Here is a 23467-nt window from a genome sequence, read left to right as displayed (position 1 = left end):
CCGTTCGGGGTGCGAGCCCGGTGGGGTGCGCGTAGCGTCGAAACACGAGCCGGAATCAGACCGTCGTGCCTAGGGAGGCTCGTCATGGTGCGTAACTCGATCGGGGCGGTACTCGCTCTGATAGCCGCGATAGTGGGAATCGGCAGCGTGTTCTTCAACTGGTACGGAGGACGCGACGGACGACACTACCGATGGTGGGACCTGTTCAACGGGGCCGGTGTCACAGGGAGTAACGCGGCGTTGTTCGCGGGACTCTTCCTGCCGATGCTGGTCGCCGCCGCCCTCGCCGTCGCGGGCATTCTGCTGAGGTCCCGCCTGCTCACCGCGCTCTCGGGCGTGGCGATTCTGGGCTTCACCATCCTGTGGTTGGTGCGGCAGTACAACACCACCGACAGCCTGCTCATCGGGCAGGGCGGCATCAAGTGGGCGATGCTGGCCGCGCTGGGCTCCGGTCTGCTGATGCTGTACGCGGCGTCGACCATGGCCGGCCGACACCTGGCCGAGCGGCATGGGCACGGTCGGGGAGACCGTGAGGAGCGGGGCGGCGAGGTGCGGCAGGGCCCGTGGCGCAGGCGCCACGACGAACACACCGCACACGGTGACCAGGAGGAACACGGCCGTCGCGACGTGGCCTAGGCCGCCGTCCGACTGATCACCCCCATCGCGCGCCACCGCCGCCCCTCCCGGGACGGCGGTGCGTCGCGTGCTCCTCAGGCCGGGCGGCCCCGAACAGCCGGGCCGGGCGGCCCCGAACAGCCCCCTCCGGCCGGAGGGGCGCCACGGCCTCCGCCCGGAAGCCCGGAGGGCCGTGCCAGGGCCCGACGGGCCCCAGGGCCGGGGCGAGCGATTCCTCGGGGTCGTTGGCCGTCGGAGTGCCGGTCAGGACTGGCGGGTGCCGCGGGCGGCGTCGAGGGCGTAGACGCAGTGGTCCTTGCTACAGGCGAAGACCATGCCGCCGGAGGCGGCCGGGGTGCCCGTGATGGCGCCGCCGGTCTCCAGCTTCCAGCTCAGCCGCCCGCTGACCGCGTCCAGGGTGTAGAGGCAGTGGTCCTCGGAGCCGAAGTGCAGCCGGCCGTCGGAGACCACCGGCGAGCCGACGATCGCCTCGCCGGCGGCGAACCGCCAGCGCGGGGTGCCGCTGACCGCGTCCAGCGTGTACATCGCGGTGCCGCTGCCCAGATGCACCAGGCCGTCCGAGACCACCACCGGCTCCGTCGACTGCCGGGACTCCGTGGCGATGCGCCAGCGGTCGTCGCCGGTGGAGACGTCCAGGGCGTAGACCGTGCCCAGGTAGTCGGTGAAGTAGAGGCCGGCGTCCCGGCCGCCGGCCGGCTGGTGGGTCGGCGGGCAGAGGATCGCCGCCGGCGCGTCGAAGCGCCAGCGCTCCGCGCCCGAGGCGGCGTCCAACGCCAGCACCCGGGAACCGGCCGCGACATAGACGACGCCCTGGTCGGTCGGCGTGACGCGGACGGGGACCCCGCCCGTGACCGAGGTGTCACCGACCGGATAGCGCCACAGCTCGGAGCCGGTGCGCGCCTCCAGGACATAGAGCTGGCCCTCGCCCCAGGCGTAGACCACGCCGTCCCGCAGCACCGGGGCCGCGTCCTGCGACTCGAAATCGCTCTGGGCGCCGGAGAGCTCCCACAGCTGCTCGCCGTTGCCCGCCTCCCAGGCCTGGACCAGGCCGCCTCGGGAGGCGGTGATCACCGTGCCGCGTTCGGCGCTCAGGGCGTAGATCCAGCCGTCGGTCGGCACCCGCCAGCGGTCGGACCCCTCGGCCGCGTCCAGCGCGTAGAGGCTGGGACCGTCCGAGGCCAGCACGACACCGCCGGTGACCGCCATCGACCAGGCGACCTCCCGGGTGCGGAACCGGCGCCTGCCGGTGGCCACATCGAGCGCGTGCACCTCAAGCGAGGTGACGTAGAGCGCGCCACCGGCGACCGTGGGCGAACCCCAGAGGTCGTTGTTCATGCGGAAGCGCCAGGGCCGCCACCGGGGCGCCGCCTCGCCGGCGTCCCGCGCCATCGGGTGGTCCGCCGTCGATCCCGGCTGGTGCATCTGGCCGGGATGCGCCGTGTTGGGGCTGGGCACCGCGGCCTGCTGATGGGCGGTGGGCGGTCTCGCCCAGTCCGGGCCCTGATGCTCGCCCGGCGGCGGCACCATGGGCGGCGGCTCGGGCGCCGGCGAGGCGGGGCTGTTGGTCGGTGGCGGCGGCGTGCTGGGCAGCGGGGGCGGCGGCATCGACGGCATCGGCGGCGGCGCCATCGGGGCGGACCCCGACGGCTGCGCCGGCGGGCCCTGCGGCGCCTCGTGCGCACGGGACGGGGGCACGGGCGAGGGCGGGGGCCGCACGGACGAGGGCGGCGGGGACGGCGGCGCCTCGGCGCCGCCCCAGCCGCCGCCGGTGTTCTGCCGGGGCGGACCGGGGCTGTTGGTGCGGCCCCTGCGGGTCTCGATCATGGCGACGGCGCCCGGCGGCAGCCAGGCGGACGCGCTGCCGCCGTCGTCCCCGGCGGCGAAGAGGTAGGGGGCGAGCTGCGCCTGGAGATCCGCCGGGCTCGGCCGGTCGTCCGGCTTGTGCTCCATCAACGACTCGATGAGCGGGAGCAGTTCGTCGGGCAGCCCGGAGAGGTCGGGGCGCTCCCGCAGCAGCATGAAGACCGTCTCCACCGGGTTGCCGCCGTGGTAGGGCGGGTGCCCGGTGGCGGCGAAGACCAGGGTGGAGGCGAGGGAGAAGACATCGCTCGCGCCGTTGACGCTGCGGGAGTCCCTGGCCTGCTCGGGCGACATGTAGGCGGGGGTACCGACCGCGACGTTGGTCATGGTGAGCCGGGTGTTGGAGACGCCGGAGGCGATGCCGAAGTCGATCACCCGGGGGCCGTCCTCGACGACCAGCACATTGGAGGGCTTGAGGTCCCGGTGGACCAGGCCGGCGCCGTGGATCGACTGGAGCGCCTCGGCGATGCCGGCGGCCAGCCAGCGCACCGCCTGGGCCGGCAGCGGCCCGCACTCGCTGACGATCTCCTCAAGGGAGGGGGCCGGCACATAGGCGGTGGCCAGCCAGGGCACGGCGGCGCGGGGATCCGCGTCCACCACGGCGGCGGTGTAGAAGCCGCTGACCGCGCGGGCCGCCTCCACCTCCCTGGTGAAACGCACCCGGAACAGCTGGTCCTCGGCGAGTTCGCTGCGCACGGTCTTGATCGCGACCCGCCGGCCCGATGCCGAACGGGCCAGATACACCAGCCCCATGCCGCCGGCGCCCAGCCGTCCGAGCACCTCGAACGGCCCGATCCGCCGGGGATCGTGCTGCGTCAGCTGCCCCACCATGTGCTTGCCACCTCCCCGTCTGAGCGCTTGCCTCGTCCAGCCCCCCAGGCAGCATCTCATTGCCACCTGACAGGAGCGGGCTTCCGAGACGATTCTTCCCCCCGGGACTGACAGAGACGAACTCGGGGGCCGGATCTGCCGGGATGCCGGACATCCCCCACCGGCCTTGGGGATCACCCCCGACCAACGGGCCCATTCCCCATTCGGATGCGATCAAATCGCGCCTAGATCGCGCGTCGATAAGCTGACTGGCATGACAGGAAAGGTAACGACCGTCGACGGCAGGGTTGCCGGCCGACGCGGTCAGGCGACGCGGCAGAAGCTCCTCGACTGCCTGGGAAAAATGCTCAACAGCTCCCCCTACCGAGACGTCAAGGTCATTGACGTAGCTCGCAAAGCGGGCACATCACCGGCCACTTTCTACCAGTATTTCCCGGATGTCGAGGCCGCCGTCCTGGAGATCGCCGAGGAGACGGTGCGCGACAGCGCGGCGCTCTCTGAGTTGGTCGCCGGCCGGTCGTGGACCGGCAAGGCGGGCAAGGAGACGGCCGACAAGCTCGTGGACGGCCTCCTCGGCTTCTGGCGCAAACATGACGCTATCCTCCGGGTGATCGACCTCGGCGCGGCCGAGGGGGACCGGCGATTCGTCCGGATCAGAACCCGGGTGCAGGGCGCCGTGGTGAAGCCGTTGACCGAGTCGATCGAGAGCCAACTCGGCCGGGGCAGAACCAAGCCGCCCGCCTCGCCCGCGGCGCTCGCCGGTTCGCTGGTGGCCATGCTGGCCGCGGTGTCGGCCCAGCCCAAGAGCCTTCAGTCGCTGGGCGCCAAGCAGTCCGAACTCCGGCCGGCGCTCTCCCTGTTGGTGTATCTGGGCGTCACCGGCCGTAAGCCCGCGAAGTAAGGGAACGGGCGCTGCCGCCCGGCCCCTGTCTCCGGGACGGCGCGTCCCGCCGATGTGACACGCCGGCGCGTCCCGCCGGCACACAGCCGCCGCCCCAGCCCTCGCCGGGGCGGCGGCTGCGTATGCTCCTGCCCATGCCGAATCCGCCCGTACCGCCGGACCCCACCGCCCCCGTGCATGTGATCGGCGCGGGGCCAGGCGGCCTCGCAGTCGCCGCGGCGCTCGCCCAACGGGGCGTCCGTGCCGTGGTGGTGGAGAAGTCGCCCGATGTGGGCGCCAGTTGGCGCGGCCACTACGAGGGGTTGCGTCTGCACACCACCCGGCGCTGGTCCGCGCTCCCCGGGCTCTCCATACCCAGGTCCGCCGGACGCTGGGTGTCCAGGGGCGACTTCGTCCGCTATCTGGAGCAGTACACCCGCCACCACAGGATCGATCTCGCGGCCGGCGTCGAGGTGTTCCGGGTGGAACGCGCCGAGGCCGACGGCGGCTGGCTGCTGACGGCGACCGGCGGACGCAGGCTGCGCGCCTCGGCCGTGGTGGTGGCCACCGGCTTCAACCACACGCCCAGGCTGCCCGACTGGCCGGGCGCCGACGCGTTCGGCGGCGAGCTGCTGCACGCCCGCGCCTACCGCGAGCCCTCGCCCTACGCCGGTCGTGACGTGCTGGTCGTCGGGGTCGGCAACACCGGCGCCGAGATAGCCGCCGAACTGGCCAGGGCCGGCGCCGGACAGGTCTGGCTCTCGGTGCGCACCCCGCCGCACATCCTGCGCCGCTCCACCCTCGGCTGGCCGTCCCAGGCCAGCGCGATCCTCTGCCGCCGGCTGCCCGTCGGCCTGGTGGACCGCGCCGCCCGCCCGCTGACCCGGCTGCTGCCCGACCTCAGCGCGCACGGGCTGCCGCGCCCCGGGCCCGGCCTCTACTCACGGGTGTTGGAGGGCGCGATCCCGGTGCTGGACCGGGGCCTGGTCCGCGCGGTGAAGCGGCGGCAGGTGCTGCCGGTGGCCGCCGTGGAGTCCTTCGACGGGGCACGGGTGCTGCTGGCCGACGGGAACAGCGTGACCCCCGACGTGGTGATCGCCGCCACCGGCTACCGACGCGGTCTCGAACCGCTGGTCGGCCATCTGGGCCTGCTGGACGGCGACGGGCGTCCGCTGGTGCACGGGCGGGAGACCCATCCGAGCGCCCCCGGGCTGTACTTCACCGGCTACACCAATCCGATCAGCGGGGGCCTGCGCGAACTCGGCCTGGACGCACCCCGTATCGCCGGCGCGGTCGTCGCCGAGCGGCGGGACGCGGCCCGCTGACGGCAGGGCCGCGAGAGGGGGTTCCCCTCCCCGGTGAGAGGGAGGGGCCCCACACCGGGTGATCCGCACTCGCCGAGGGCCCTGGCCGTTCCGACCGGCCTCGACGTCCCCTCGCAACGCATCACCCCGCCCCGTTCGAGCCGGCCTCCACGGCCGAACGGAACCCTTCACAGGGTCATCAAGCCAATACAGGACGTCAATACCTGGCCGGAACCTTGCGCCCCTCCGGAGAGACCTCGTCCGGGGGTTGACCCGGGGGCGAGCAGTCCAACTCGCACCAGACGCGTTTCCCCTCGCCCTCCCACTGCCAGCCCCAGCGGTCGGCCAGCACCTCGACCAGCTCCAGGCCGCGCCCGCCGGTGTCACAGCGGGTGGCCTGGCGGGGCATCGGCGCCTGGCCGCCGCCGTCCACCACCTCAAGGCGCACCGGCACCCCGGCGCAGCCGCGCTCGGCGCGCGACGCCTCCGGGCGCCGAACCGCCAGCCGCAGCACGGCCGGACGGCCGGTGTGGACCACGGCGTTGGTCACCAACTCGGAGACCAACAGCACCAGGGTGTCGCCCGGCGCCGCGTCGGGGCAGGCAGGGCACGGCCGCCCTCGCCCCAGCTGTGCCCGCACCCAGCTCCGCGCACGGGCCACCTCCGAGGGCTCGGCGGCCACCTCCAACTGTCTTTCCTGCTCCTGCACCGTTCACACCATCCGAACCGCCGGACAAAACACCTCACACCGAGGCACAACCCCAGCTCAGGACAGCATGATTGACGGGCGAGTCGGACAACAAGCGCTTCCGGAATAATCCGGCGCAAAGGAGTAAGCCGGCGGGTGGCTGTACGAGCCCTGAAACGTTCGCTCGAACAGGAGTAAGGCAAGGCTCACGAGAGCCACTTCACAGGTTGCGTCGCGGTGAAGGACGGCGCGCGCCAGCGCGAGGGGGCGCACTACCGGCGCGCGAGGGCTCGGGAGAAGGAACCGTCAGGCGGAGAGCGAGGCGTTGGCGTCCCCGACGGCCGAGGCCAGGTCGGGGTGGCAGTCGAAGAGCCGGCGCACGCCGAGCGCGGCCAGCACGCGGTTCACATGGGAGCCGTCCTCCGCGCCCCTGGCCGGCAGGATCAGCCGCAGCTCACCGGCGCAGGAACGCATCAACCGCCGCGCTCCGACCAGCACGCCCACCCCGCTGGAGTCGCAGAAGAGGACCTCGGACAGATCGAGCACCAGGCGTCTGTGCCCGTCGGCGACCGCGTCGTGCACCCGTTGACGCACGGTCGGTGACGTCGCCAGATCCAGCTCGCCGACGACGCGCAGCACGGTCCACTCCCCCCACTGCTCCGCCCGCACCCGCAGCGCCGTCATCGTCTTTCCTTCCGTCGTCCTCTTACGCGACCTGCCCACTTTCCCCTTCGGCACGCGTCACAACTCGGCCGCGGGCCGTCCCGCCACCCTTCATCCGGCCGATCCCGGCTCATCCCGGCCACCCGCCGCCGCCCGGCGGCGGCGCGAAGGCGGGCGTTCCCCGGCGAGCCGGGGGAAGGTCAACTCGCGGGGGCGCGCGGTGAGCGCACCGCACACTACATTTGACGTGCCTACGGGGCCGGAGGTTGTCGTCAGGCGGACGGGAATGGGGGCCGAATGGCGCACGAGACGCCGCCACACTGGGACCGGAACATGCGCGAGCGGCTCCGTCGCGGGGAAGCGGCGGCCCTGGCCGAGCTGTACGACCGCTTCGCCTCCCTCGCCTACGGGATAGCGCGGCGGGTGCTGGACGACGACGAGGCCACCGGGCAGGTCACCCGTGAGGTGTTCGGCGCCATCTGGGAGTCGCCGGACGACTTCGACCCCCGGCAGGGCACCATGCGGTCGTGGATCGCGGCTCTGGCGCACCGGCTCGCCGTCGCCAGGCTGCGGGGCGCCGCCGCGGGGCCCGGCGTCTCGGCGCAGGTCCGCGCCGCCTCCACGGCCGCGCGGGCGGACTACATCGTCACGGCCATGCCGGCGCCGCTGCGCGCCGCCCTGGAGCTGACCAGGTTCCAGCGGCAGGACTACCGGCAGATGGCGGAGCGCCTGGGGATCAGCGAGGACGAGGCCAGACGGCGGCTGCGGCTCGGGCTCCAGCTGCTGTCGTCAGCGGCGCAGTACAGCCCGGACGCGCCGGCGGACATGACCGGGGAGGCCAGGTGAGCGGCTCGCGCCCCGGCGGCTGGGAGCAGGAGCACGCCGGCGCACGCGACGGCGCGAGCGCCATGGACGCCGTGAGCCGGGTGCCCGAACCGCGTCGCGGCACGGCCATGCCCAGGGATCAGGTGACGCGCCCGTTCGGCGACGAGGAGTGGGTCGAGGAGCCGGAGGATCCCCCGGACAACGCGCGGGACGAGCACCGGGGACACCACCAGGAGGTGTTGTCCCTGCTGGGCGCCTGGGCCCTGTCCGCCTGCTCGGACGAGGAGGTCGAACGCGTCGAGTCGCATCTCGGGCACTGCGCCCGCTGTGCCGACGAGGGGATGCGACTGCGGGACGCGGCGATGCTGTTGGAGCCGCGCCGGAGCCTGGATCTGGATCCCGAACTGCGGGCCGACGTGTTGGACGACTGCCTGTCCCGCCGCCCGGCGCGGCTGCCCGTGCCCACCTGGGCCGCGCCGCTGGACGCGGAGGCCGCCAGGTTCGACGCGCTGCTGCACGACATGGCGGAGGACGAGTGGCTGACGGCCGTCCGGCTGCGCTGGTTCGCCGAGGAGTCGGAGCTGAGGCGGTCCACCACCGTCTCCGGGGTGCTGGACCATCTGCTCGCCGTGGACGGGCTGTTGGCGCGGACGATGGGGCTGCCCGATCCGCTGGCCGGCCAGCCGGGGCTGACCGACCCGGACGATCCGGTGGCCCGCACGCTGGCCAGGTGGGCGGCCGACGAGCGGCGGTCCTGCCGGCCGACGGACGCCTGGCAGCCCTGGCGCGCGCAGACCAGGGCGCTGGTCTGGGCCGCCTCCCGCACGGGCGGGCGGATGGGCGAGCGCCGGGTGCCCCGCTCCGGCTACGGCCCGAGCCACCTCCCGGCGGAGGGCGGCGCGCTCTCGCTCTCCGACCTCTATCTGGACCGGGCGTTCGCCTGCTGGGTGCACGCGGGCGATGTCGCCGAGGCCGTCGAGTACCCGTACGAGCCGCCGTTGGCCCCGCATCTGCGGCTGCTGGTCGATCTGGCCGCGCGGCGGCTGCCGCACAGCATCGCGGGGCGGCGCAGAGCCGGCCTGGCCCGCTCCCCCGCCAGGCTGACCACGGCCGGTTCGCCTGGGCGCACGCTGCATCTGGAGATCGAGGGCGCGGGCGGCGGCGACTGGTTCATCCCGCTGGACTCCCCCGTGGCCGGCGTCAACCGCACGGCCGCCAGGGCGTCGGTGGCCCATGTCGCCCTGGACGACGTGGTGTTCTGCCAGCTGGCGGCCGGCCGCGTCACCCCGGAGGACGCCGCGTCCGGCACCGAGGGCGACCCCGATATCGTCCACGACGTGCTCGCGGCGGCAGCGGCGATGTCCCGGCTCTGACGCGGGCCCCGCCGGTCTCAGTCGAAGACGACCGTGCGGCGGCCGTTGAGCAGCACGCGGTGTTCGCTGTGCCAGTGCACCGCCCTGGCCAGGGCCCGGCACTCGACGTCCCGGCCCACCGCGACCAGCTGGTTCGGGGTGAGGCCGTGCCCGACGCGCTCGACCTCCTGCTCGATGATCGGGCCCTCGTCCAGTTCGGCCGTGACATAGTGCGCGGTCGCGCCGATCAGCTTCACGCCCCGGGCGTGCGCCTGGTGGTACGGCTTGGCGCCCTTGAAGCTCGGCAGGAACGAGTGGTGGATGTTGATCAGCCGCCCGGCGAGCTGCTTGCAGAGATCGTCCGAGATCACCTGCATGTAGCGGGCCAGGACGACCAGTTCGACCTGCTCGGCCCGCACGATGTCCAGCACGGCCGCCTCCGCCTGCGGCTTGCTGTCCGCCGTGACGGGGATGTGGTGGAACGGGACGCCGTAGGAGCCGACCAGCTCCTCGAACGTCGGATGGTTGGAGACCACGCCGGCGATCTCGATGGGCAGCGCGCCGATCCGGGTGCGGAAGAGCAGGTCGTTGAGGCAGTGGCCGAACTTGCTGACCATCAGCAGCACGCGCATCCTCTCGTCGGCGCGGTGCAGCTGCCACTCCATCTGGAACGTGTCACCGACGGCGGCGAAGCTGGCCCGCAGCTTTTCGAGAGTGACGGGGGCCTGTCCGGTGAAGTGCACGCGCATGAAGAACAGTCCGGTGTCGCGGTCGCCGAACTGCTGGCTGTCCTCGATGTTGCAGCCGGTCATGAACAGGTAGCTGGAGACCGCGTGCACGATGCCTGGCTTGTCCGGGCAGGACAGGGTCAGCACGTACTGGTCGCTCTGCCCGTCGCCCCGGGCGGCGCCCCGGTCCGTTGAGGTCGTCATGGTCGCCAAGCCTGGCACATCGGCGGGGGCGCGTCAGACGCTGCGCGCGCCGGCGGCCAGATCGTCCAGCGTGCGCGGGGGCACGTTCGGATCCTCACCGTCGTTGACCGACAGCAACTGGTGCGCCTCGCGCGCCGCCTGCACGGCCTCCGGCCAGTTGGCGTGCGCCAGATAGTCCCCCACCGGCGCGTCAGCGCCGACCTGGTGCATGATCCGCAGCACCCGCAGCACCGCGACATCCACCAGCGCGGCCTCGTCCGCGTCCCTGAAGACGGCACCGACGTACTTCTCGGCCGACCAGTTGTCCAGCCAGGTGTCCTCGACGAGCCGGTAGACGGCGTCGGTGACGTCGCCGTAGCCGGGCAGGCCGGGCAGCCAGCACGTCTCGTGGAACACGGGGTCGGAGAGCATGTGCAGCGCCGAGCGAACGTTGGCCCGCCAGCGCCACCACGGCATGTCGTTGAGCGGCATACCCGCCATGGTGGAGGAACCGCGTGGCCGACGGGAAGACCTTTCCGTACCTTGCACGTCGACCGATGCTACGGGTTCACCGTTCACAGCTGGGTGGCCGCCCTCTCCGGAAGGCCGTACTGGCTGGCCAGCGGGTTCCAGAGCGCGGCGGCGCGCTCCTTGGCCTCGGTGGCGCGCCCGCTGGCCGCGTCGCCCTCGCCGGCGACGGCGGTGTGCCGGGCCTGGCCGCCCCGGCAGACGTTCCCGTCGCCGTCCCTGGCCTCGTCGGCCCAGGCCGCGTAGTGGTCGTCGGCCTCGGCCGAGGCGTGCCACGCGTCGGTGAGCGCCTGGATCAGCTCGTCGCCCTGCGGCAGTTCGTCCAGCGTCAGTTCGTTGAGCCGCGTCACCAGACCGTTGCGCTGGTCGGCGGCGGCCCGAAGGTCGTCGGCGGCGCGGTCGAGGTGTTGGCAGGCGCGGATGTTGGCGACCGACTCGATGACCGAGTCGCGGCTGTCGTTGCTGTCCGCCAGGAGTGCGGAGAGCGCCTCGGCCTGGGCCTCGGCCGCCCCCTGATCGGCCTCCTCCTCGCCGCCGGCGTCGCTCTCCTCCTTCTCGGTGTCCCCGCCCGCGGCCTCGCCCTCGGCTCCGCCCTGGTCCTCGGCCTGCGCCTCGGGCGAGAGCGGGTCACCCGGCGCGTCGCCGTCGCCGCTGTCACCGCTCAGCAGATAGCCGCCGATCAGGCCGACCAGGGCGCAGCCCACGATCACGGCCCCGATCAGCACCTTCGGGTTGCCACGGCGCTCGGGCCCCGGGGGACCGCCGGCGTACTGCCGCGCCCCAGGGCCGCCGTGCCCCTGGGGCGGCCCGCCGTGCCGGCCCTGCGGCTGGCCGCCCCAGGCGGGCGGCGGCGGCTCGCGGTCGGCGGCGGAGCGGAAGAGCTGGCCGAACTCGCCGTCGACGGCGGGCAACGCCTGGGTCTCGTCCGCGCCGCCGGTCGGCTCGGGGGAACGCTCGGGGGAACGGTGCCGGCCCGGCTGGCGGGGCGGCACCGGGCGCAGCTGGGTGGTGTCCTCGGGGCCGGCGGCCGGTACCGGCTGGATCAGCTCGGTGGCCGCCTCGTTCGGATGCCGGTCGGTGACCAGCGGGATCAGCTCGGTCGCGCCCTCGTCGGGGGCGGGAGCGGCCGGTTGGCCGGGCGGCGGCGGGGCCTGTCCGTGCCGGCCGCCCCGTGGCCCTGGCTGGGCCCGCCGCAGGTCCTTGGGCGAGATGGCCCGCAGCTGGGTGGTGGTCTCGATCTGCGGGATCAGCTCGGTAGCGCCCTCGTTGTCCACGGGGGGCACCCGCGGCGGGACGCTGGGGATCACCGGCGTCACCTGCGTCGGCAGCGCGTGCTGACCGCCGCCCGGGGGCAGCCGCGGCGGCCGGGGCGGCTCGGGCGACGGGGGCAGCCGAGGCACCTGCTGCGTGGGGGTGGGGAGCGCGGGCTGCCGCTCCTGGCCCGCCTGACCCGGGCCCCACGGCTGGTTCCACGGCTGGCCCGCGGGCGGGGCGGCCGGCGTCGGGGCCGGGCGGGGCTCACCGCTGGGCGCGCCGCCCGGGGGCAGTATCACGCCCTCGCGTGGCTCGTCGTCCCGTCCGTTGTGGCTCGTCACCCGGGGCTCCTCGTTCGTTCAACGCCGCTCGCCGGGCCACGGTACCGGCTCTTCGCAGCCTCGTGTGCCGCCCGCCGGCCGTCAAGTGCGTGGAATCAGACCGGAGTCGGCGCCGGTGACCAGCGGTTGGCGAAGTCGCGGACCAGCTGATGGTCCCGATGAGGCTCCAGACGGGCCCTGAAGTCGCCGAAGTACTCCACGCCGCGCCCGGAGCGGAGGCCGCCGAGCAGTCCGCCGGCCTCGTTCGCGGTGTGGCAGGCGTGTTCCAGATCACCTTCCTGGAGCTGTCCCGTCGCCATGATGAGCATGCCTATCGCGCGCCTTCTGGTGCGCTTCTCCGGGTGCGCGGCCAGCGCCTCGGCCGCCCGGCGCTGCGCGGCGCGGCCCTGGCCGAGGTCGCGGTGGCAGTGGGCCAGCTCGTCGGCCAGATAGGCCGTGTCGAAATGGCTGATCCAGGCCGGCTCGTCGCCGTCGCCCCCGGCGCGTTCGTGTGCCGCCAGCGCCTCGGAAGCGGCCCGCCGGCAGCTCTCGCGGTCGCCCAGCTGGGCGTGGCCGCGCGCCTCGGCGGCGAGGAAGAGCGACTCGGCGCGCGCGGGCACCCGGCCCCTGGTGCCCTCCTGGGCGGCCCTGGCCAGCTGGATCACCTCGCGCGGGTTCCCCAACTCGGCGGCGAGGTGGCTCATTCCGGCGGCCAGCACATAGCCGCCGAAGCCCCGGTCCCCCGAGGCCTGGGCCAGCCGGAGCGCCTGGATGTAGTAGCGCTGGGCGAGGCCGGGCAGCCCGCTGTCGATCGCCATATAGCCGGCCAGCTCGGTGAGTCGGGCGGCGGCGGCGAACAGCTCGCGGCCGGTGGCCTCCTGGTAGGAGCCGGCCAGCAGCCCGGCGACCGTGCCGTTGAGGTAGTGCACCACCAGCGGCCGGACATGGCCCGAGCCCCAGCGGCGGTCCAGATCCACCAGCGCGGCCGTGGTGGAGACGACGGCGGCCACATCGGCCTCGCCGACCCTGGGCCCGCTGGCCCTGGCCACCTCCGCGTCGGGCGGGGTGATCAGCCAGTCCCTGCTGGGCTCGACCAGCGCCGCCGGCGCCACCTGGGAGCCGCCGGGGGCGTACGGATGCGCGGCTCCGTCTGCCGCCCCCTCGTTCCGCCCCACGTCGGTGCGCCACAGCTCGGCCGCCTGCTCCAGGCACTCGGTGAGCCCGGCGGCGAAGTGCAGCCCGACGGACGACGTCAGCTGCCGGGTGGCGCCCATGCCGATCTCGTCCACGGTGACCGGACGGCCCAGCTTGCGGCCGAGGGCCTCGGCGATCAGCTCCGGGGCCCGCCCGCGCGGCTGCTGGCCACGGATCCAGCGCGCCACCGAGGTCTTGTCGTAGCGGAAGTCCAGCGCGCGTTCCGCCGCGCACATGTTGACCCGCCGGGCCAGTCCCGCGTTGGAGCAGTTGGCCTCCCGAATCAGCGCCAACAGGCGTTCGTTGGGCTGTCGGGCGATCAGTGGTCTGGCAGACATCGGTGGCTCCCTTGGCTGACCGGCACGCCGGGCTGGTCCCGGGACAGCGCCCGGGTGATCCCGGGCAGAACAATGCCCGTTCGGTAACGGGTCCATCCCGTATGCCCCCATCGATGCATCCATGCGCCCCGGGCGTGGGACCCGGCGCACGAAGTGGGGCGAACGCGGCCAGCGGGGCCCGGGGGCCGGCCGCGCGGCGCGGCGCCGGGCGCTGGGCGCGGCCGGCCCCCGGCCGAGGGACCAGCCCGGATCGCCGGGCGAACGGCCGTGACCCGGCGGCGTGTTGCCGCCGGCGCCGGCAGCGCGCGGGGGGCGCGTGGGGCCGGGGACGGCGGGGCGCGTTCCCCCATACCCGCGCCGGGTAGTTCGCCACGCGCGCCGGTCTCCCGCCCCGCGCGCCACGGTTGAACTCCCGGTCGGGCCGCCGGTCGAACTCCCGCCGGCTCCCCGGCGCCACGGCGCCCCGTCCGTACATATCGGTCCGATAGCGGGCTTATAGGGTGTGCCGCATGACCGACAACGGGGAACAGGACATAACGCCACCCAGCAGCCCCTCCGACCAACCCGTCCAACCCGTCCAACCCGACCAACCGGCCCGGCCGGCCGGTGACGCGGTCGCGGTGCGGGTTCGCGGGCTGTGGAAGAGCTTCGGCGAGCAGGTGGCGGTCTCCGGCATCGACCTGGACCTGCCGGCCGGCCGGTTCGTCGGCCTGGTCGGGCCCAACGGGGCGGGCAAGACCACCACCCTCTCGATGATCACCGGCCTGCTCCGGCCGGACTCGGGACAGGTCGAGGTGGTGGGCCGGGACGTCTGGCGGGATCCGGCGGATGTGAAGACCAGGATCGGCGTCCTGCCCGAGGGGCTCCGCCTCTTCGAACGACTCTCCGGCCGCGAGCTGTTGACCTACATGGGCAGGATGCGCGGCCTGCCGGCGACGGAGCTGGAGCGCCGCGCCGACCAACTGCTCGACGTGCTCGACCTGTCGGCGAGCCAGCACAAGCTGGTGGTGGACTACTCGACCGGCATGCGCAAGAAGATCGGGCTGGCCTCGGCCCTGCTCCACAACCCCGAGGTGCTCTTCCTCGACGAGCCCTTCGAGGGCGTCGACCCGGTGTCGGCGCAGGCCATCAGGGGGGTGCTGGAGCGCTACACCGCTTCGGGCGCCACGGTGGTCTTCTCCAGCCATGTGATGGAGCTGGTCGAGTCGCTCTGCGACTGGGTCGCCGTGCTGGCCGCCGGCCGGATCAGGGCGCACGGGCCGCTGGCCGAGGTGCGCGGCGACGCCGAGTCGCTGCACAGCGCGTTCCTCGAACTCGTCGGCGTCCAGGGCAACCCCGCCGGCCAGCGGCTCGACTGGCTGGGAAGCGCGCGGTGAGCGCGCTCGCCACCCCGAGCACCGGCACCGTCACCACCGCCTTCGTCCGGATGAAGCTCGCGCTGCTGCGCAACGGTGTGCGCCAGTCCAAGGGGAAGTCGACGGCGTTCGTCGGCACGGTGATCCTCTCGGTGCTCTTCGGCGGCCTGGGGCTGCTGGGCATGGTCGGCCTGCGCGGGCACGAGTACGGCCCCGACGCCGGCATCGTGCTGGTCGCCTTCGTCGCCGTCGGCTGGGCCTTCCTGCCGCTCTTCATCGGCGGCGACGAGACGCTCGACCCGGGACGCCTCGCGATGCTGCCGCTCCGGCCGGCGCCGCTGATGACCGCCCAGCTGGTCTCAGGTCTGGTGGGCAGCGGCCCGCTGTTCACCCTGCTGCTGGTGCTCGGCGCGATGGTGGCCACGGCGCACGGCACGGCCGCGCTGCTCGCCGCCGTGGTCGCGGTGCCGCTGGTGATGCTGGTGTGCGTGACCCTGACCCGCGCCCTGGCGACCGCCAACGCCCGGCTGCTCAACAGCCGCAGGGGACGCGATCTGGCGGTGCTCAGCGGCCTGTTGGTGGCCTTCGGGCTCCAGGGCCTCAACCTGGCCATCAGCCGGATGACCGACGAGGACGGCAGCCTGGCGCCGCTCGGCACCATGGCCGACGTGCTGCGCTGGCTGCCCCCGGCCACCGCCGTGCGGGCCGTCCAGCTGGCCGACGAGGGCTCCCACGCCTGGGCGGTGCTGGCGCTGGCCGCCACCGTCGCGGCGCTCGGGCTGCTGCTCTGGTGGTGGCGGACGACCCTGACCAGGCTGTTGACCGCCCCCGACGCCTCCACCCTGCAGGCCGACGCCCCGACCGACCGGGCCGGGACGGGCCGTGCGGGCGGCCTCGCCGGCTGGCTGCCCACCGGGCGCACCGGCACCGTCATGCTGCGCGTCCTGCGGTACGCGTGGCGCGACCCCAAGGCCAAGATGTCCTGGGCCACTTCGCTCGGCATGGGCCTGCTGCTGCCCGTGGTGCTGAGCGTCCAGGGCGGGAGCAGCGTCTATGTGGCCTGCTGGGCGCCGGGCCTGCTCGGGCTGTTGATGTACAACCAGTTCGGCGGGGACTACAGCGGCTTCTGGCTGGTGGCCCAGACGATCAGGTCGAGCCACGAGGCGTTCGTGGAACTGCGGGCCAGGACGCTGGCGATCTGCCTGCTCGGGCTGCCCTTCACCGTGCTGGTCGTGATCGGTACGGCGGCCCTGCTCGGCGACTGGGAGGGCGGGCCGACCGCCCTGGGCCTGTGCCTGGCGTTGCTGGGCTCGATGCTGGCGGTGGGCGCCGTGGCCAGCGCCTGGCTGCCCTACTCGATCCCGCAGGAGGGCGCGATGAAGAACGTCGCGCCGGGACAGGCCGGGTTGGCCTGGGGCGGCGTCCTGGGCGGCATGCTGGCCGGCGCCGTGATCGCGGCGCCGGTGGGGCTGCTGGCGCACTGGTGGCACGGGGAGGCGCTGGGCTGGCTGCTGGTGCCGATCGGGTTCGGCTACGGCCTGGCCGTCTGCTGGTTCGCGCTGTGGCTCGCGGCGCGCCGGGTCGCCGACCGGCTGCCGGAGATCCTGGCCGCGGTGAGCAGGAGCTGAGCACGCGGGCGGCGGGCGGCGACGGGGCTCCCCCGCCGCCCGCGCCGTCTGCCGGGGCTGACCCGTCCGATCCGTGCGACCCGTCCGATCCGTCCGATCCGTCGGCTCGGTCGGCTCGGTCGGCTCAGTTGAGGAAGGCGCCGGACCGCAGGTCGTCGACGGTGATGATCTGGTCAGCGGGGGGCAGGTCGGTGGGGACCGGCTCGTCGAACGCGCTGAAGTCGATCGTCGGCGCCGTCGGGTCCCTGGTCGCGAAGCGCAGCGGATAGGGCTCGCCCTCGGTGGCGACCAGCACCTTGTCCTCGCCGTCGAGCAGGGTGAGCGCGGGGATGCCGTTCACCTCCGTCTCCTCGCCCCTGACCAGGCCGGCGGAGGACCCACGGAGGTTGCCGAGGAAGTTCGCCAGATCGCAGGACTCGGCCGCGCCTTCCATCGGGGGCTCGCCGACGGGCCCATGGAGGTACCGACCCTCGACGTGGGCCAGCGCCTCAGGCCCTGCGGCGGACCCCAGCAGGTTCTCCCAGAGGGAGATATGCGGCTGCATCCAGACCTCGTCGCCCTGCTTGATGATCTCGAAGGACCCCACGGGGGCCGCGGAGATGGTGCCGGCACAGTCGCCCGCGCGGTTGAGGTGCAGATCCAGGGTGACATCCTCCCCGGCCTCCTCGCTGGTGCCCGTCATCCGCAGGGAGTCGACCCCCAACAGCGCCTCCTGCGCCAGATCGCCGATCTCCTGCCCGTCGAGGCCACCGAACGGACCGTCGGCCTCGGGGACGTCGTCCGCGGGCTCCTCCTCGGGCGTGGGCCCCGACTCCGTGGGCTCGGGCTCCCTCGGCCAGGGCCGCCCACCGTCGCTGTCGCCGCCGGCACAACCGGCCAGCGCCACCATCGCCGCCGCCATCGCGGCGGCGGTCACCCGGGTACGTCCGGTCATCACACTCATCGGCCCCCCAAACAGTGCGCAAACCATCACTCTGACGCGCCGAAGGAGTCAGCACCATCGCGATCCGCGCCAACCCGCGCCCACTGAGCGCCAATCGCCGCCCGGCACTTGGGGGCGTCCGTGCGCGGAACGGGAACGGCGACGGGAACGCGACGAGCGCCGGGCGGCAACGGTGATCCGTTGCCCCCGGCGCTCGTGGTGTGTCCGCCCTTGCGGGCTGCCGCGGCCGATCAGTTGAGGAAGGCGCCGGACTGCAGGTCCTCGATGGTGATGACCTCCTCGGCGGCGGGCTGGTCGGTGGGGACCGGCTCGTCGAACGCGCTGAAGTCGATCACGGAGGGGGCCGACGGGTCGCTGCTCTCGATGCGCAGCGGGTAGGGCTCGCCCTCGGACGCGACCAGGATCGTGGCGTCCTCACCGTCGTGCAGCGTGAGCACCGGGGTGCCGTTCACGTCGGTCTCCTCGCCCTTGGTAAGACCGATGGAGCTGGTCGCACCGATGGAACCGAGGAAGGTCTCCAGGTTGCAGGACTCGGCCGAGGAGTTCATCGGGGCCTCGTTGGCGGGGCCGTAGAGGTAGAACCCGTCGATCTGGGTGAGGATCTCCTGGTCGGCGGTGCCGACCGCGGTCTGCCAGAACGTGGTGTCCGGCTTCATCCAGACCTCGTCGCCCAGCTTGATGATCTCGAAGGAGCCCTGCGAGGCGACGGAGACGGAGCCGGCGCAGTCGCCCTCGCGGCTGAGGTGCAGATCGAGGGAGATCTCGTCCCCCGCCTGCTCGACGCTGCCCGCCATCCGCAGGGAGTCGGCCCCCAGCAGCGCGTCCAGCGCCTGGTCGCCGATCTCGTCGGCCTCCAGGTCGCCGAAGGAGCCGCCGGCCTCGGGAGCCTCGTCCTCGGGCTCCTCCTCGGGCGTGCTCTCGGAGTCCGTGGACGGAGTCTCCTCGTCGTTGCTGTCGTCGCTGGAACAACCGGCCAGCGCCACCATGGCGGCCGTCGCCATCGCGGCGGCTGCCACACGGGTACGTCGGGTTATGAGACTCATCGGGCCCCCCATAAAGTGATCATGACAATCTTTGCGAGGCACCGACGAGGTCAGCGCCCGAGCTCACGTTATCAACGCGCCCTCAACGAAATGTTGGAGAGTCTCCTGCCATGCATCCGGGCGTTCCAGATGCGGCAGATGCCCCGCTTTGGGGATGTCCGCGTACCGCCCCCTGGGCAGCGCCCGCACCATCTCCTGCGCCTCCGCACGACCCAACTCGCCATCCACCCCCCGGACGACCAGCGTGGGACAGAAGACCTCGGCCAGCTCCTCCCAGAAGGCGTCATGCGCGAAGCCGTCCCTGACGGCGGCCATCTGCTCCCGGCTGAACACCGGCCGCCAGCCGTCCGAACGGCGGGCCATGACCTCGGCGAAGAACGAACCCCGCGCCGGCTGGGGCGCGTTGAGCGTCGGATCCCGCTCGGCGAACCAGCTCCGGACCTCCTCGACCGAGGCGAAGGGCAGCGGCCACGACCCCAGCCAGCGCCGCCAACCCCGCTGCGCCTCGGCGCTCGGCGGGGAGGCCCGCATCTCGCAGATCACCAGCGCCCGCACCAGATCCGGCCGGCGCGCCGCCAACTGCCAGGCGGTGAGCGCCCCCATGCCGTGGCCCACCAGCAGCGCCGGGGCAAGACCCAGCTCCTCGAGAACCGCCTCGGCATCCGCGACGAACGCGTCCCGCCCCCAGGGCCCGGCGGGCGGCTTGGCGCTGCGGCCGTGCCCACGCTGATCCAGCGCCACCGTCCGGAAGCGGCGGGCGAGCCACCGCCCGGTGGGCGCCCAGTGGTCCGCGTGGCCCATCAGCCCGTGCAGCAGCAGCGCACCGGGACGCCGCTCCCCGGGGCGGCCGAACTCTCGCACCACCAGGGGCAGTTCCCCCTGGCCCGACACCTCGATCGTGCGCCCCATGGCCGCCCCTCCTCTCCCTCGACCGATCACCACGACCCAGAATACCGAACAGACATTCGAACAGAAGGAGATGAGGGCGCACTTCCCCCTCACGAGTGGACAGACCTTGCGAGTTGACGCCAGAGCGGAAGACGGCGAACAAAAAGAGAAGCGGTCGGTCACCGATGGCGACCGACCGCTCCTTCTGCACCTACCCGGTCACGCCTTGGCGACGAAGACGTGCGACGCCACCTCGGAGTCCAGCTCCGCCGACTCGCCCCCGCTCCCGACCTGGACGCCACCGGCCGCGGCCGACGACACGCTCACCGAGGCGCCCGGCTGCACGCCGGCCCGCCGCAGCGTCTGCATGACCTGCTGGTCCGTCTGCACCGGCTCGCCGATCCGCCGGACGATCACGGTCTTTCCACCGTCCACGTCCAGATCGGAGAGCGCCACCACGCCCTCGGCGAGGAAGGCGTCGACCTCGGTGGTCTCACCCAGCTCAGCCAACCCCGGAATGGGGTTCCCGTAGGGCGACTCCGTCGGATGGTTCAGCAGTTCGAGCACCCGCCGCTCCACGGCGTCGCTCATCACGTGCTCCCAACGACACGCCTCCGCGTGCACCTGCTCCCACTCCAGGCCGATCACATCGACCAGCAGGCACTCCGCGAGCCGATGCTTGCGCATCACGCGCTGTGCCAGCCGACGCCCCTGCTCCGTCAGCTCCAGATGGCGGTCGCCAGCGATGGTGAGCAGACCGTCGCGCTCCATCCTGGCCACCGTCTGGCTCACCGTGGGGCCGCTCTGCTCAAGCCGCTCGGCGATGCGGGCACGCATCGGGACCACCCCTTCCTCCTCCAGCTCCAGGATGGTGCGGAGGTACATCTCGGTGGTATCGATCAGTCCGGACATAAGTGCCCCTCGATTTCTCGTGCGGTGGCCCTGTTGCAATTCTGACGCACCCCGCTGAAAACGGACCCGGCTCTCAGGTAACCGAGCGCGCGCGTATTGACACCGAACTGGTCTGGACCATTACGGTGTGCCCTATCAGACCCGGATCGCCGCCACCGGCCAGCAGCAAGGGACGCACCGCAGATGCGCGAAGACACCCTCGCCCACCAGTTCTTCGATGCCGCGATCGAACTGCTGCGCCGAGTCAGAGATCAGGAGGCGGCGCCTATCGCCGAGGCCGCCACGTTGATCGCCGACACCGTGACCGCCGGCGGCAAGGTGTTCGCCAGTGGCGCGGGGCACTCCGCGCTGCCCGCCCAGGATCTAGTCTACCGGGCAGGGGGGCTGGCGCTGGTCAATCTTCTGGCCATCCCTGGCACCACGGGCGTCGACGTCTCCCCCGCCACTCTGGGGAGCGCGCTGGAACGCGTCAGCGGGCTGGCCCCGGCCACACTCGACAACAGCCCGGCCGCCCCCGGCGACCTGCTCATCGTCATCTCGCTCTCCGGGCGCAACACCCTCCCCATCGAGCTGGCCCAGCACGCGCGGGAACGCGGCCTCACCGTGCTCGGCGTCACCTCCGTCGGCTATGCCACCGGCACGGCCTCCCGCCATCCGTCGGGCACCTTCCTCAAGGACCACTGCGACGTGGTCCTCGACAGCGCCATCCCGATCGGTGACGCGACGCTCAGCAGCGAACGGATCGGGGCGCCGTTCGCCCCCGCGTCCACGGTGGTGACCTGCGCGCTGCTCCAGGCCGTCTTCGCCGAGGCCGCCGGCCGGCTGGCCGACCGCGGCGTCGAACCCCCGCTGCTGCGCTCCGCCAACGTGGACGGCGGCGGGGCGTGGAACGAACGCGTCTTCCGCGAACACCCCGACCAGATCCTCTGGCGCCGCTAGCACCCTGGCGGGAGCCTGGCCACGACGGGCTCGGGCCGACGTCCCTGTCCCAGGGCGGTGGCCGGTTTGTTCGCACAACCGGCCACCGGACCGCCGGGCCACGGCCCCGACACGGCGTAGGGACGGCAGGCTGTCCGGCCGGCAGGCCAGCGGGCAGCGAGCCACACCGGACCGGGTACGGCGCCGTTGCCGGGCCGGCAGGCCAGCCGCAGGCCGATCGCCGAACCAGCGCCACCCCGACGCGGCGCCGATGCCGGGCAAGCAGGCAGGCAGGCAGGCCAACGGACGGGCGCGGCGTCACGGCCAGCCGCCGCCGGGCCACGGCACCCACGCACCACCCCGACGCGGCGCCGCCCCCGGCCGGGGGCCGCCCCCTGCGGGGGGGGCCGCCGGCAGGGGGTGGCGGGGCTAGCGCGCCGTGGTGAGGAGGTGGGAGAGGTCGAGGGCGGCGCCGACGCGGAGGGCCACCTCTTCGCCGTAGGCGGCGTCCAGGCGGTCGAAGGGGCGGCGGCCCTCGCCTCGGAGGAAGGTCAGGGCGCCGAGGACCCGGCCCCGGCTGCGGACGGGGACGCAGAGCGCGTGCTGGACGTCGGCCGGCCAGCGGTGGTCGTGGGCCCAAGCTGAACGGGAGACCCCGCCGGTCGCCCTGACCGGCACCCCGCAGTCCACCGCCTGGAGCGCCGGGTGACCCGCGCGATAGCGGATCGGCAGCCCCCGCGCCATGTTGGGCCCGGCGAAGCTGCCGGGGCTCTCGGCGATCCTGGTGAGGCCGCCCGCGTCGCTCGTCGTGTCGAGGAGGGCGTGGTCGGCGAAGCCCGCCAGGGCGTAGTGCAGGTGGAGGACGGCCGCTTCCATCGGGTCGGGGCAGTCGGCGGCGGCGCGGGAGGCGCGGCTGAGCTGGCTGTCGCGGAAGCGCTGCCGCGCGGCGCCCTGTCCGGCCCGCCTGGTCTCGGTGACGTCCTGGAAGATCCAGGCCACGCCGAGCGGCGCCGCGTCGTCGCCGGCGGTGGAGCCGAGCCGGACGAAGCCGCTCACCAGGCAGCGGCGCTGTTCGCCTGGGCGGTGGTCGTCGAAGAGGGCCGGGCCGGCGAGCCCTTCGTCCCGCAGGGTGACCCACAGCTCGACGGGGTCACGGGGCGGCTGGCCGGCGAGGCTGTGTTCGAGCGCGCTCTCCAGCTCGTCGAACCCGCCGGAGAGGAACTCGGCGAGCGGCTCCCCCAGCAGTCCGACGGGCGCGGCGGAGAGCGCGTCGGCGGCCCTGCCGTTGGCCGCGACCACGCGGAGGTCGGCGTCCACCAGCAGGACGCCCCAGGCGGCCTCGCCCAACAGCGCGGCGCTCAGGGCCAGATCGCGTTCCAGGTCGAGTTGGGCGAGCACCTCGCCGAAGGCGCAGTAGACGCCGACGGGGCGGCCCGCCGCGTCGCGGATCGCGGTGCTGGCGACGCGCATCAGCGCCCGGCCCCCGTCGGCTCGCCGGAAGGGGAGGTGCCGCACCTGGCGGGCGTCGGGGCCGGCGTCGGCCGCGGGCCGCGCCACGGCCAGCAGCCCGGCGACGGCCTCGGCCTCGTCCGCCTCGCGGACCAGCCAGCCGCCGAGCCCGGCGCGGCCGACGGCCTGTTCCGCGGTCCAGCCCAGCAGCCCCTCGGCGCGCTGGTTCCAGTGGGTGACGCGGCCCGTGGTGTCGAGAGCGAACAGGGCCGCGTCCATGCCGTCGAGCAGCGCGGAGAGCAGCCGGTCGTCGGGGACCGCCTCCTGGTCCGGCGGAGTCGCCCCCTCGGGGTGGCCGGCGGCCTGCGTGGCCTCGAAGTGATCGGGATGAGCTGCCTCGGAGTGAGTGGTCACCTGCTGTACCCCCAGCACAGAAGAGTGGGCACCGGTCGAGTGCGCGCCGATCCATTCAACTGCACGGTGACGTCCGTCACATAGAGTTTGAACCAAGGTCGTTGTCGCACCGAGACCGGGGCGGAGGTCCTCCCGGGGGCGGGACGAAAATCCCTTGGCGCCGGTGGTGGAGTTCGCCTAACGTCTGAGTCACACGAGAAGGGAGGTGGTTCGTCAGATGTATGACAACCGGACGCGTGAGGTGGCTGCGGCCTAGGCCGCTGGTTCACACGACACGTGGCGAAGCCGGCGACCGCCGGCCTATCCCAAGCAGTCACCCGATCCGCGAGCCGC

General features: G+C 73.4%; 20 protein-coding genes. 8 read left to right on the top strand and 12 right to left on the bottom strand.

What is annotated here, in order from left to right; translation table 11 throughout:
• The first annotated feature begins 84 nt into the window (after positions 1-84).
• Positions 85-636, top strand: a complete 552-nt coding sequence (locus K4G22_RS17760; RefSeq protein ID WP_228081271.1) for a hypothetical protein — start codon at positions 85-87, stop codon at positions 634-636.
• Positions 637-879: 243 nt separating this feature from the next.
• Here K4G22_RS17760 and afsK read toward each other — a convergent pair whose 3' ends face one another.
• Entirely contained in the window at positions 880-3327 is a 2448-nt protein-coding gene (gene afsK / locus K4G22_RS17755; RefSeq protein WP_228081270.1) for an outer membrane protein assembly factor BamB family protein, read from the bottom strand.
• A gap of 253 nt (positions 3328-3580) precedes the next feature.
• Here afsK and K4G22_RS17750 point away from each other — a divergent pair, with 253 nt between their 5' ends.
• Both K4G22_RS17750 and K4G22_RS17745 read left to right on the top strand, forming a co-directional pair.
• On the top strand, positions 3581-4228 hold the full coding sequence (locus K4G22_RS17750) for a TetR family transcriptional regulator (protein ID WP_228081269.1): 648 nt from the start codon (positions 3581-3583) through the stop codon (positions 4226-4228).
• A gap of 134 nt (positions 4229-4362) precedes the next feature.
• Positions 4363-5532, top strand: a complete 1170-nt coding sequence (locus tag K4G22_RS17745) for a flavin-containing monooxygenase (RefSeq protein WP_228081268.1) — start codon at positions 4363-4365, stop codon at positions 5530-5532.
• 196 nt (positions 5533-5728) lie between these two features.
• On the opposite strand, the gene K4G22_RS17740 is transcribed toward K4G22_RS17745, so the two are convergent.
• Together K4G22_RS17740 and K4G22_RS17735 are read right to left on the bottom strand one after the other, a co-directional pair.
• Positions 5729-6220: an ATP-binding protein gene (locus K4G22_RS17740; RefSeq protein ID WP_228081267.1), complete on the bottom strand. Its 492-nt coding sequence runs from the start codon at positions 6218-6220 to the stop codon at positions 5729-5731.
• A gap of 285 nt (positions 6221-6505) precedes the next feature.
• Positions 6506-6883 (bottom strand): STAS domain-containing protein, encoded by a 378-nt coding sequence (locus K4G22_RS17735; RefSeq protein WP_228081266.1) that lies wholly within the window; start codon positions 6881-6883, stop codon positions 6506-6508.
• A 276-nt stretch (positions 6884-7159) separates the two neighbouring features.
• On the opposite strand from K4G22_RS17735, the gene K4G22_RS17730 reads away from it, so the two are divergent.
• Together K4G22_RS17730 and K4G22_RS17725 are read left to right on the top strand one after the other, a co-directional pair.
• Complete coding sequence (locus tag K4G22_RS17730) at positions 7160-7708, top strand: sigma factor (protein ID WP_228081265.1); 549 nt, start codon at positions 7160-7162, stop codon at positions 7706-7708.
• Positions 7705-9060 (top strand): zf-HC2 domain-containing protein, encoded by a 1356-nt coding sequence (locus K4G22_RS17725; RefSeq protein WP_228081264.1) that lies wholly within the window; start codon positions 7705-7707, stop codon positions 9058-9060. Before K4G22_RS17730 ends, K4G22_RS17725 begins: the two co-directional genes overlap by 4 nt.
• Before the next feature lie 17 nt (positions 9061-9077).
• Here the strand turns inward: K4G22_RS17725 and purU are convergent, their stop codons facing one another.
• The 4 genes from purU to K4G22_RS17705 form a co-directional block, all read right to left on the bottom strand.
• Positions 9078-9971, bottom strand: coding sequence for a formyltetrahydrofolate deformylase (purU, locus tag K4G22_RS17720; RefSeq protein WP_228081263.1), 894 nt, complete (start codon positions 9969-9971; stop codon positions 9078-9080).
• 33 nt (positions 9972-10004) lie between these two features.
• Positions 10005-10451 (bottom strand): SCO4402 family protein, encoded by a 447-nt coding sequence (locus K4G22_RS17715; protein ID WP_228081262.1) that lies wholly within the window; start codon positions 10449-10451, stop codon positions 10005-10007.
• Between the two features lie 74 nt (positions 10452-10525).
• Positions 10526-12073, bottom strand: a complete 1548-nt coding sequence (locus tag K4G22_RS17710) for a hypothetical protein (protein WP_228081261.1) — start codon at positions 12071-12073, stop codon at positions 10526-10528.
• Positions 12074-12168: 95 nt separating this feature from the next.
• Positions 12169-13584, bottom strand: coding sequence for an NsdA family TPR-like regulatory protein (locus K4G22_RS17705; protein ID WP_228081260.1), 1416 nt, complete (start codon positions 13582-13584; stop codon positions 12169-12171).
• A gap of 509 nt (positions 13585-14093) precedes the next feature.
• Here K4G22_RS17705 and K4G22_RS17700 point away from each other — a divergent pair.
• A complete protein-coding gene (locus K4G22_RS17700; protein ID WP_228081259.1) occupies positions 14094-14960 on the top strand; it encodes an ABC transporter ATP-binding protein in 867 nt (288 codons plus the stop codon).
• A 50-nt stretch (positions 14961-15010) separates the two neighbouring features.
• Positions 15011-16567 (top strand): transporter, encoded by a 1557-nt coding sequence (locus K4G22_RS17695; protein WP_228084131.1) that lies wholly within the window; start codon positions 15011-15013, stop codon positions 16565-16567.
• A gap of 124 nt (positions 16568-16691) precedes the next feature.
• Here the strand turns inward: K4G22_RS17695 and K4G22_RS17690 are convergent, their stop codons facing one another.
• The 4 genes from K4G22_RS17690 to K4G22_RS17675 all read right to left on the bottom strand — a co-directional run bounded on the left by K4G22_RS17690 (position 16692) and on the right by K4G22_RS17675 (position 20353).
• On the bottom strand, positions 16692-17501 hold the full coding sequence (locus K4G22_RS17690) for a hypothetical protein (protein WP_228081258.1): 810 nt from the start codon (positions 17499-17501) through the stop codon (positions 16692-16694).
• A 239-nt stretch (positions 17502-17740) separates the two neighbouring features.
• Complete coding sequence (locus K4G22_RS17685) at positions 17741-18553, bottom strand: hypothetical protein (RefSeq protein WP_228081257.1); 813 nt, start codon at positions 18551-18553, stop codon at positions 17741-17743.
• Between the two features lie 63 nt (positions 18554-18616).
• Positions 18617-19462: an alpha/beta fold hydrolase gene (locus K4G22_RS17680; protein WP_228081256.1), complete on the bottom strand. Its 846-nt coding sequence runs from the start codon at positions 19460-19462 to the stop codon at positions 18617-18619.
• A gap of 198 nt (positions 19463-19660) precedes the next feature.
• A complete protein-coding gene (locus tag K4G22_RS17675) occupies positions 19661-20353 on the bottom strand; it encodes an iron-dependent transcriptional repressor DtxR (protein WP_228081255.1) in 693 nt (230 codons plus the stop codon).
• Positions 20354-20536: 183 nt separating this feature from the next.
• Between K4G22_RS17675 and K4G22_RS17670 the strand changes: the two genes are divergently transcribed.
• Positions 20537-21292 carry an SIS domain-containing protein gene (locus tag K4G22_RS17670; RefSeq protein WP_228081254.1) on the top strand — a complete coding sequence of 252 codons (756 nt, stop codon included), beginning with the start codon at positions 20537-20539 and terminating at the stop codon, positions 21290-21292.
• 408 nt (positions 21293-21700) lie between these two features.
• Here the strand turns inward: K4G22_RS17670 and K4G22_RS17665 are convergent, their stop codons facing one another.
• Positions 21701-23134: a PAS domain-containing protein gene (locus K4G22_RS17665; protein WP_228081253.1), complete on the bottom strand. Its 1434-nt coding sequence runs from the start codon at positions 23132-23134 to the stop codon at positions 21701-21703.
• Positions 23135-23467: the final 333 nt, after the last annotated feature.

It is taken from the genome of Streptomyces profundus, assembly GCF_020740535.1.
Classification (GTDB): domain Bacteria; phylum Actinomycetota; class Actinomycetes; order Streptomycetales; family Streptomycetaceae; genus Streptomyces; species Streptomyces profundus.
The sequence above is the reverse complement of the archived record's forward strand: the minus strand, read 5'-3'. Positions and strand labels throughout refer to the sequence as shown.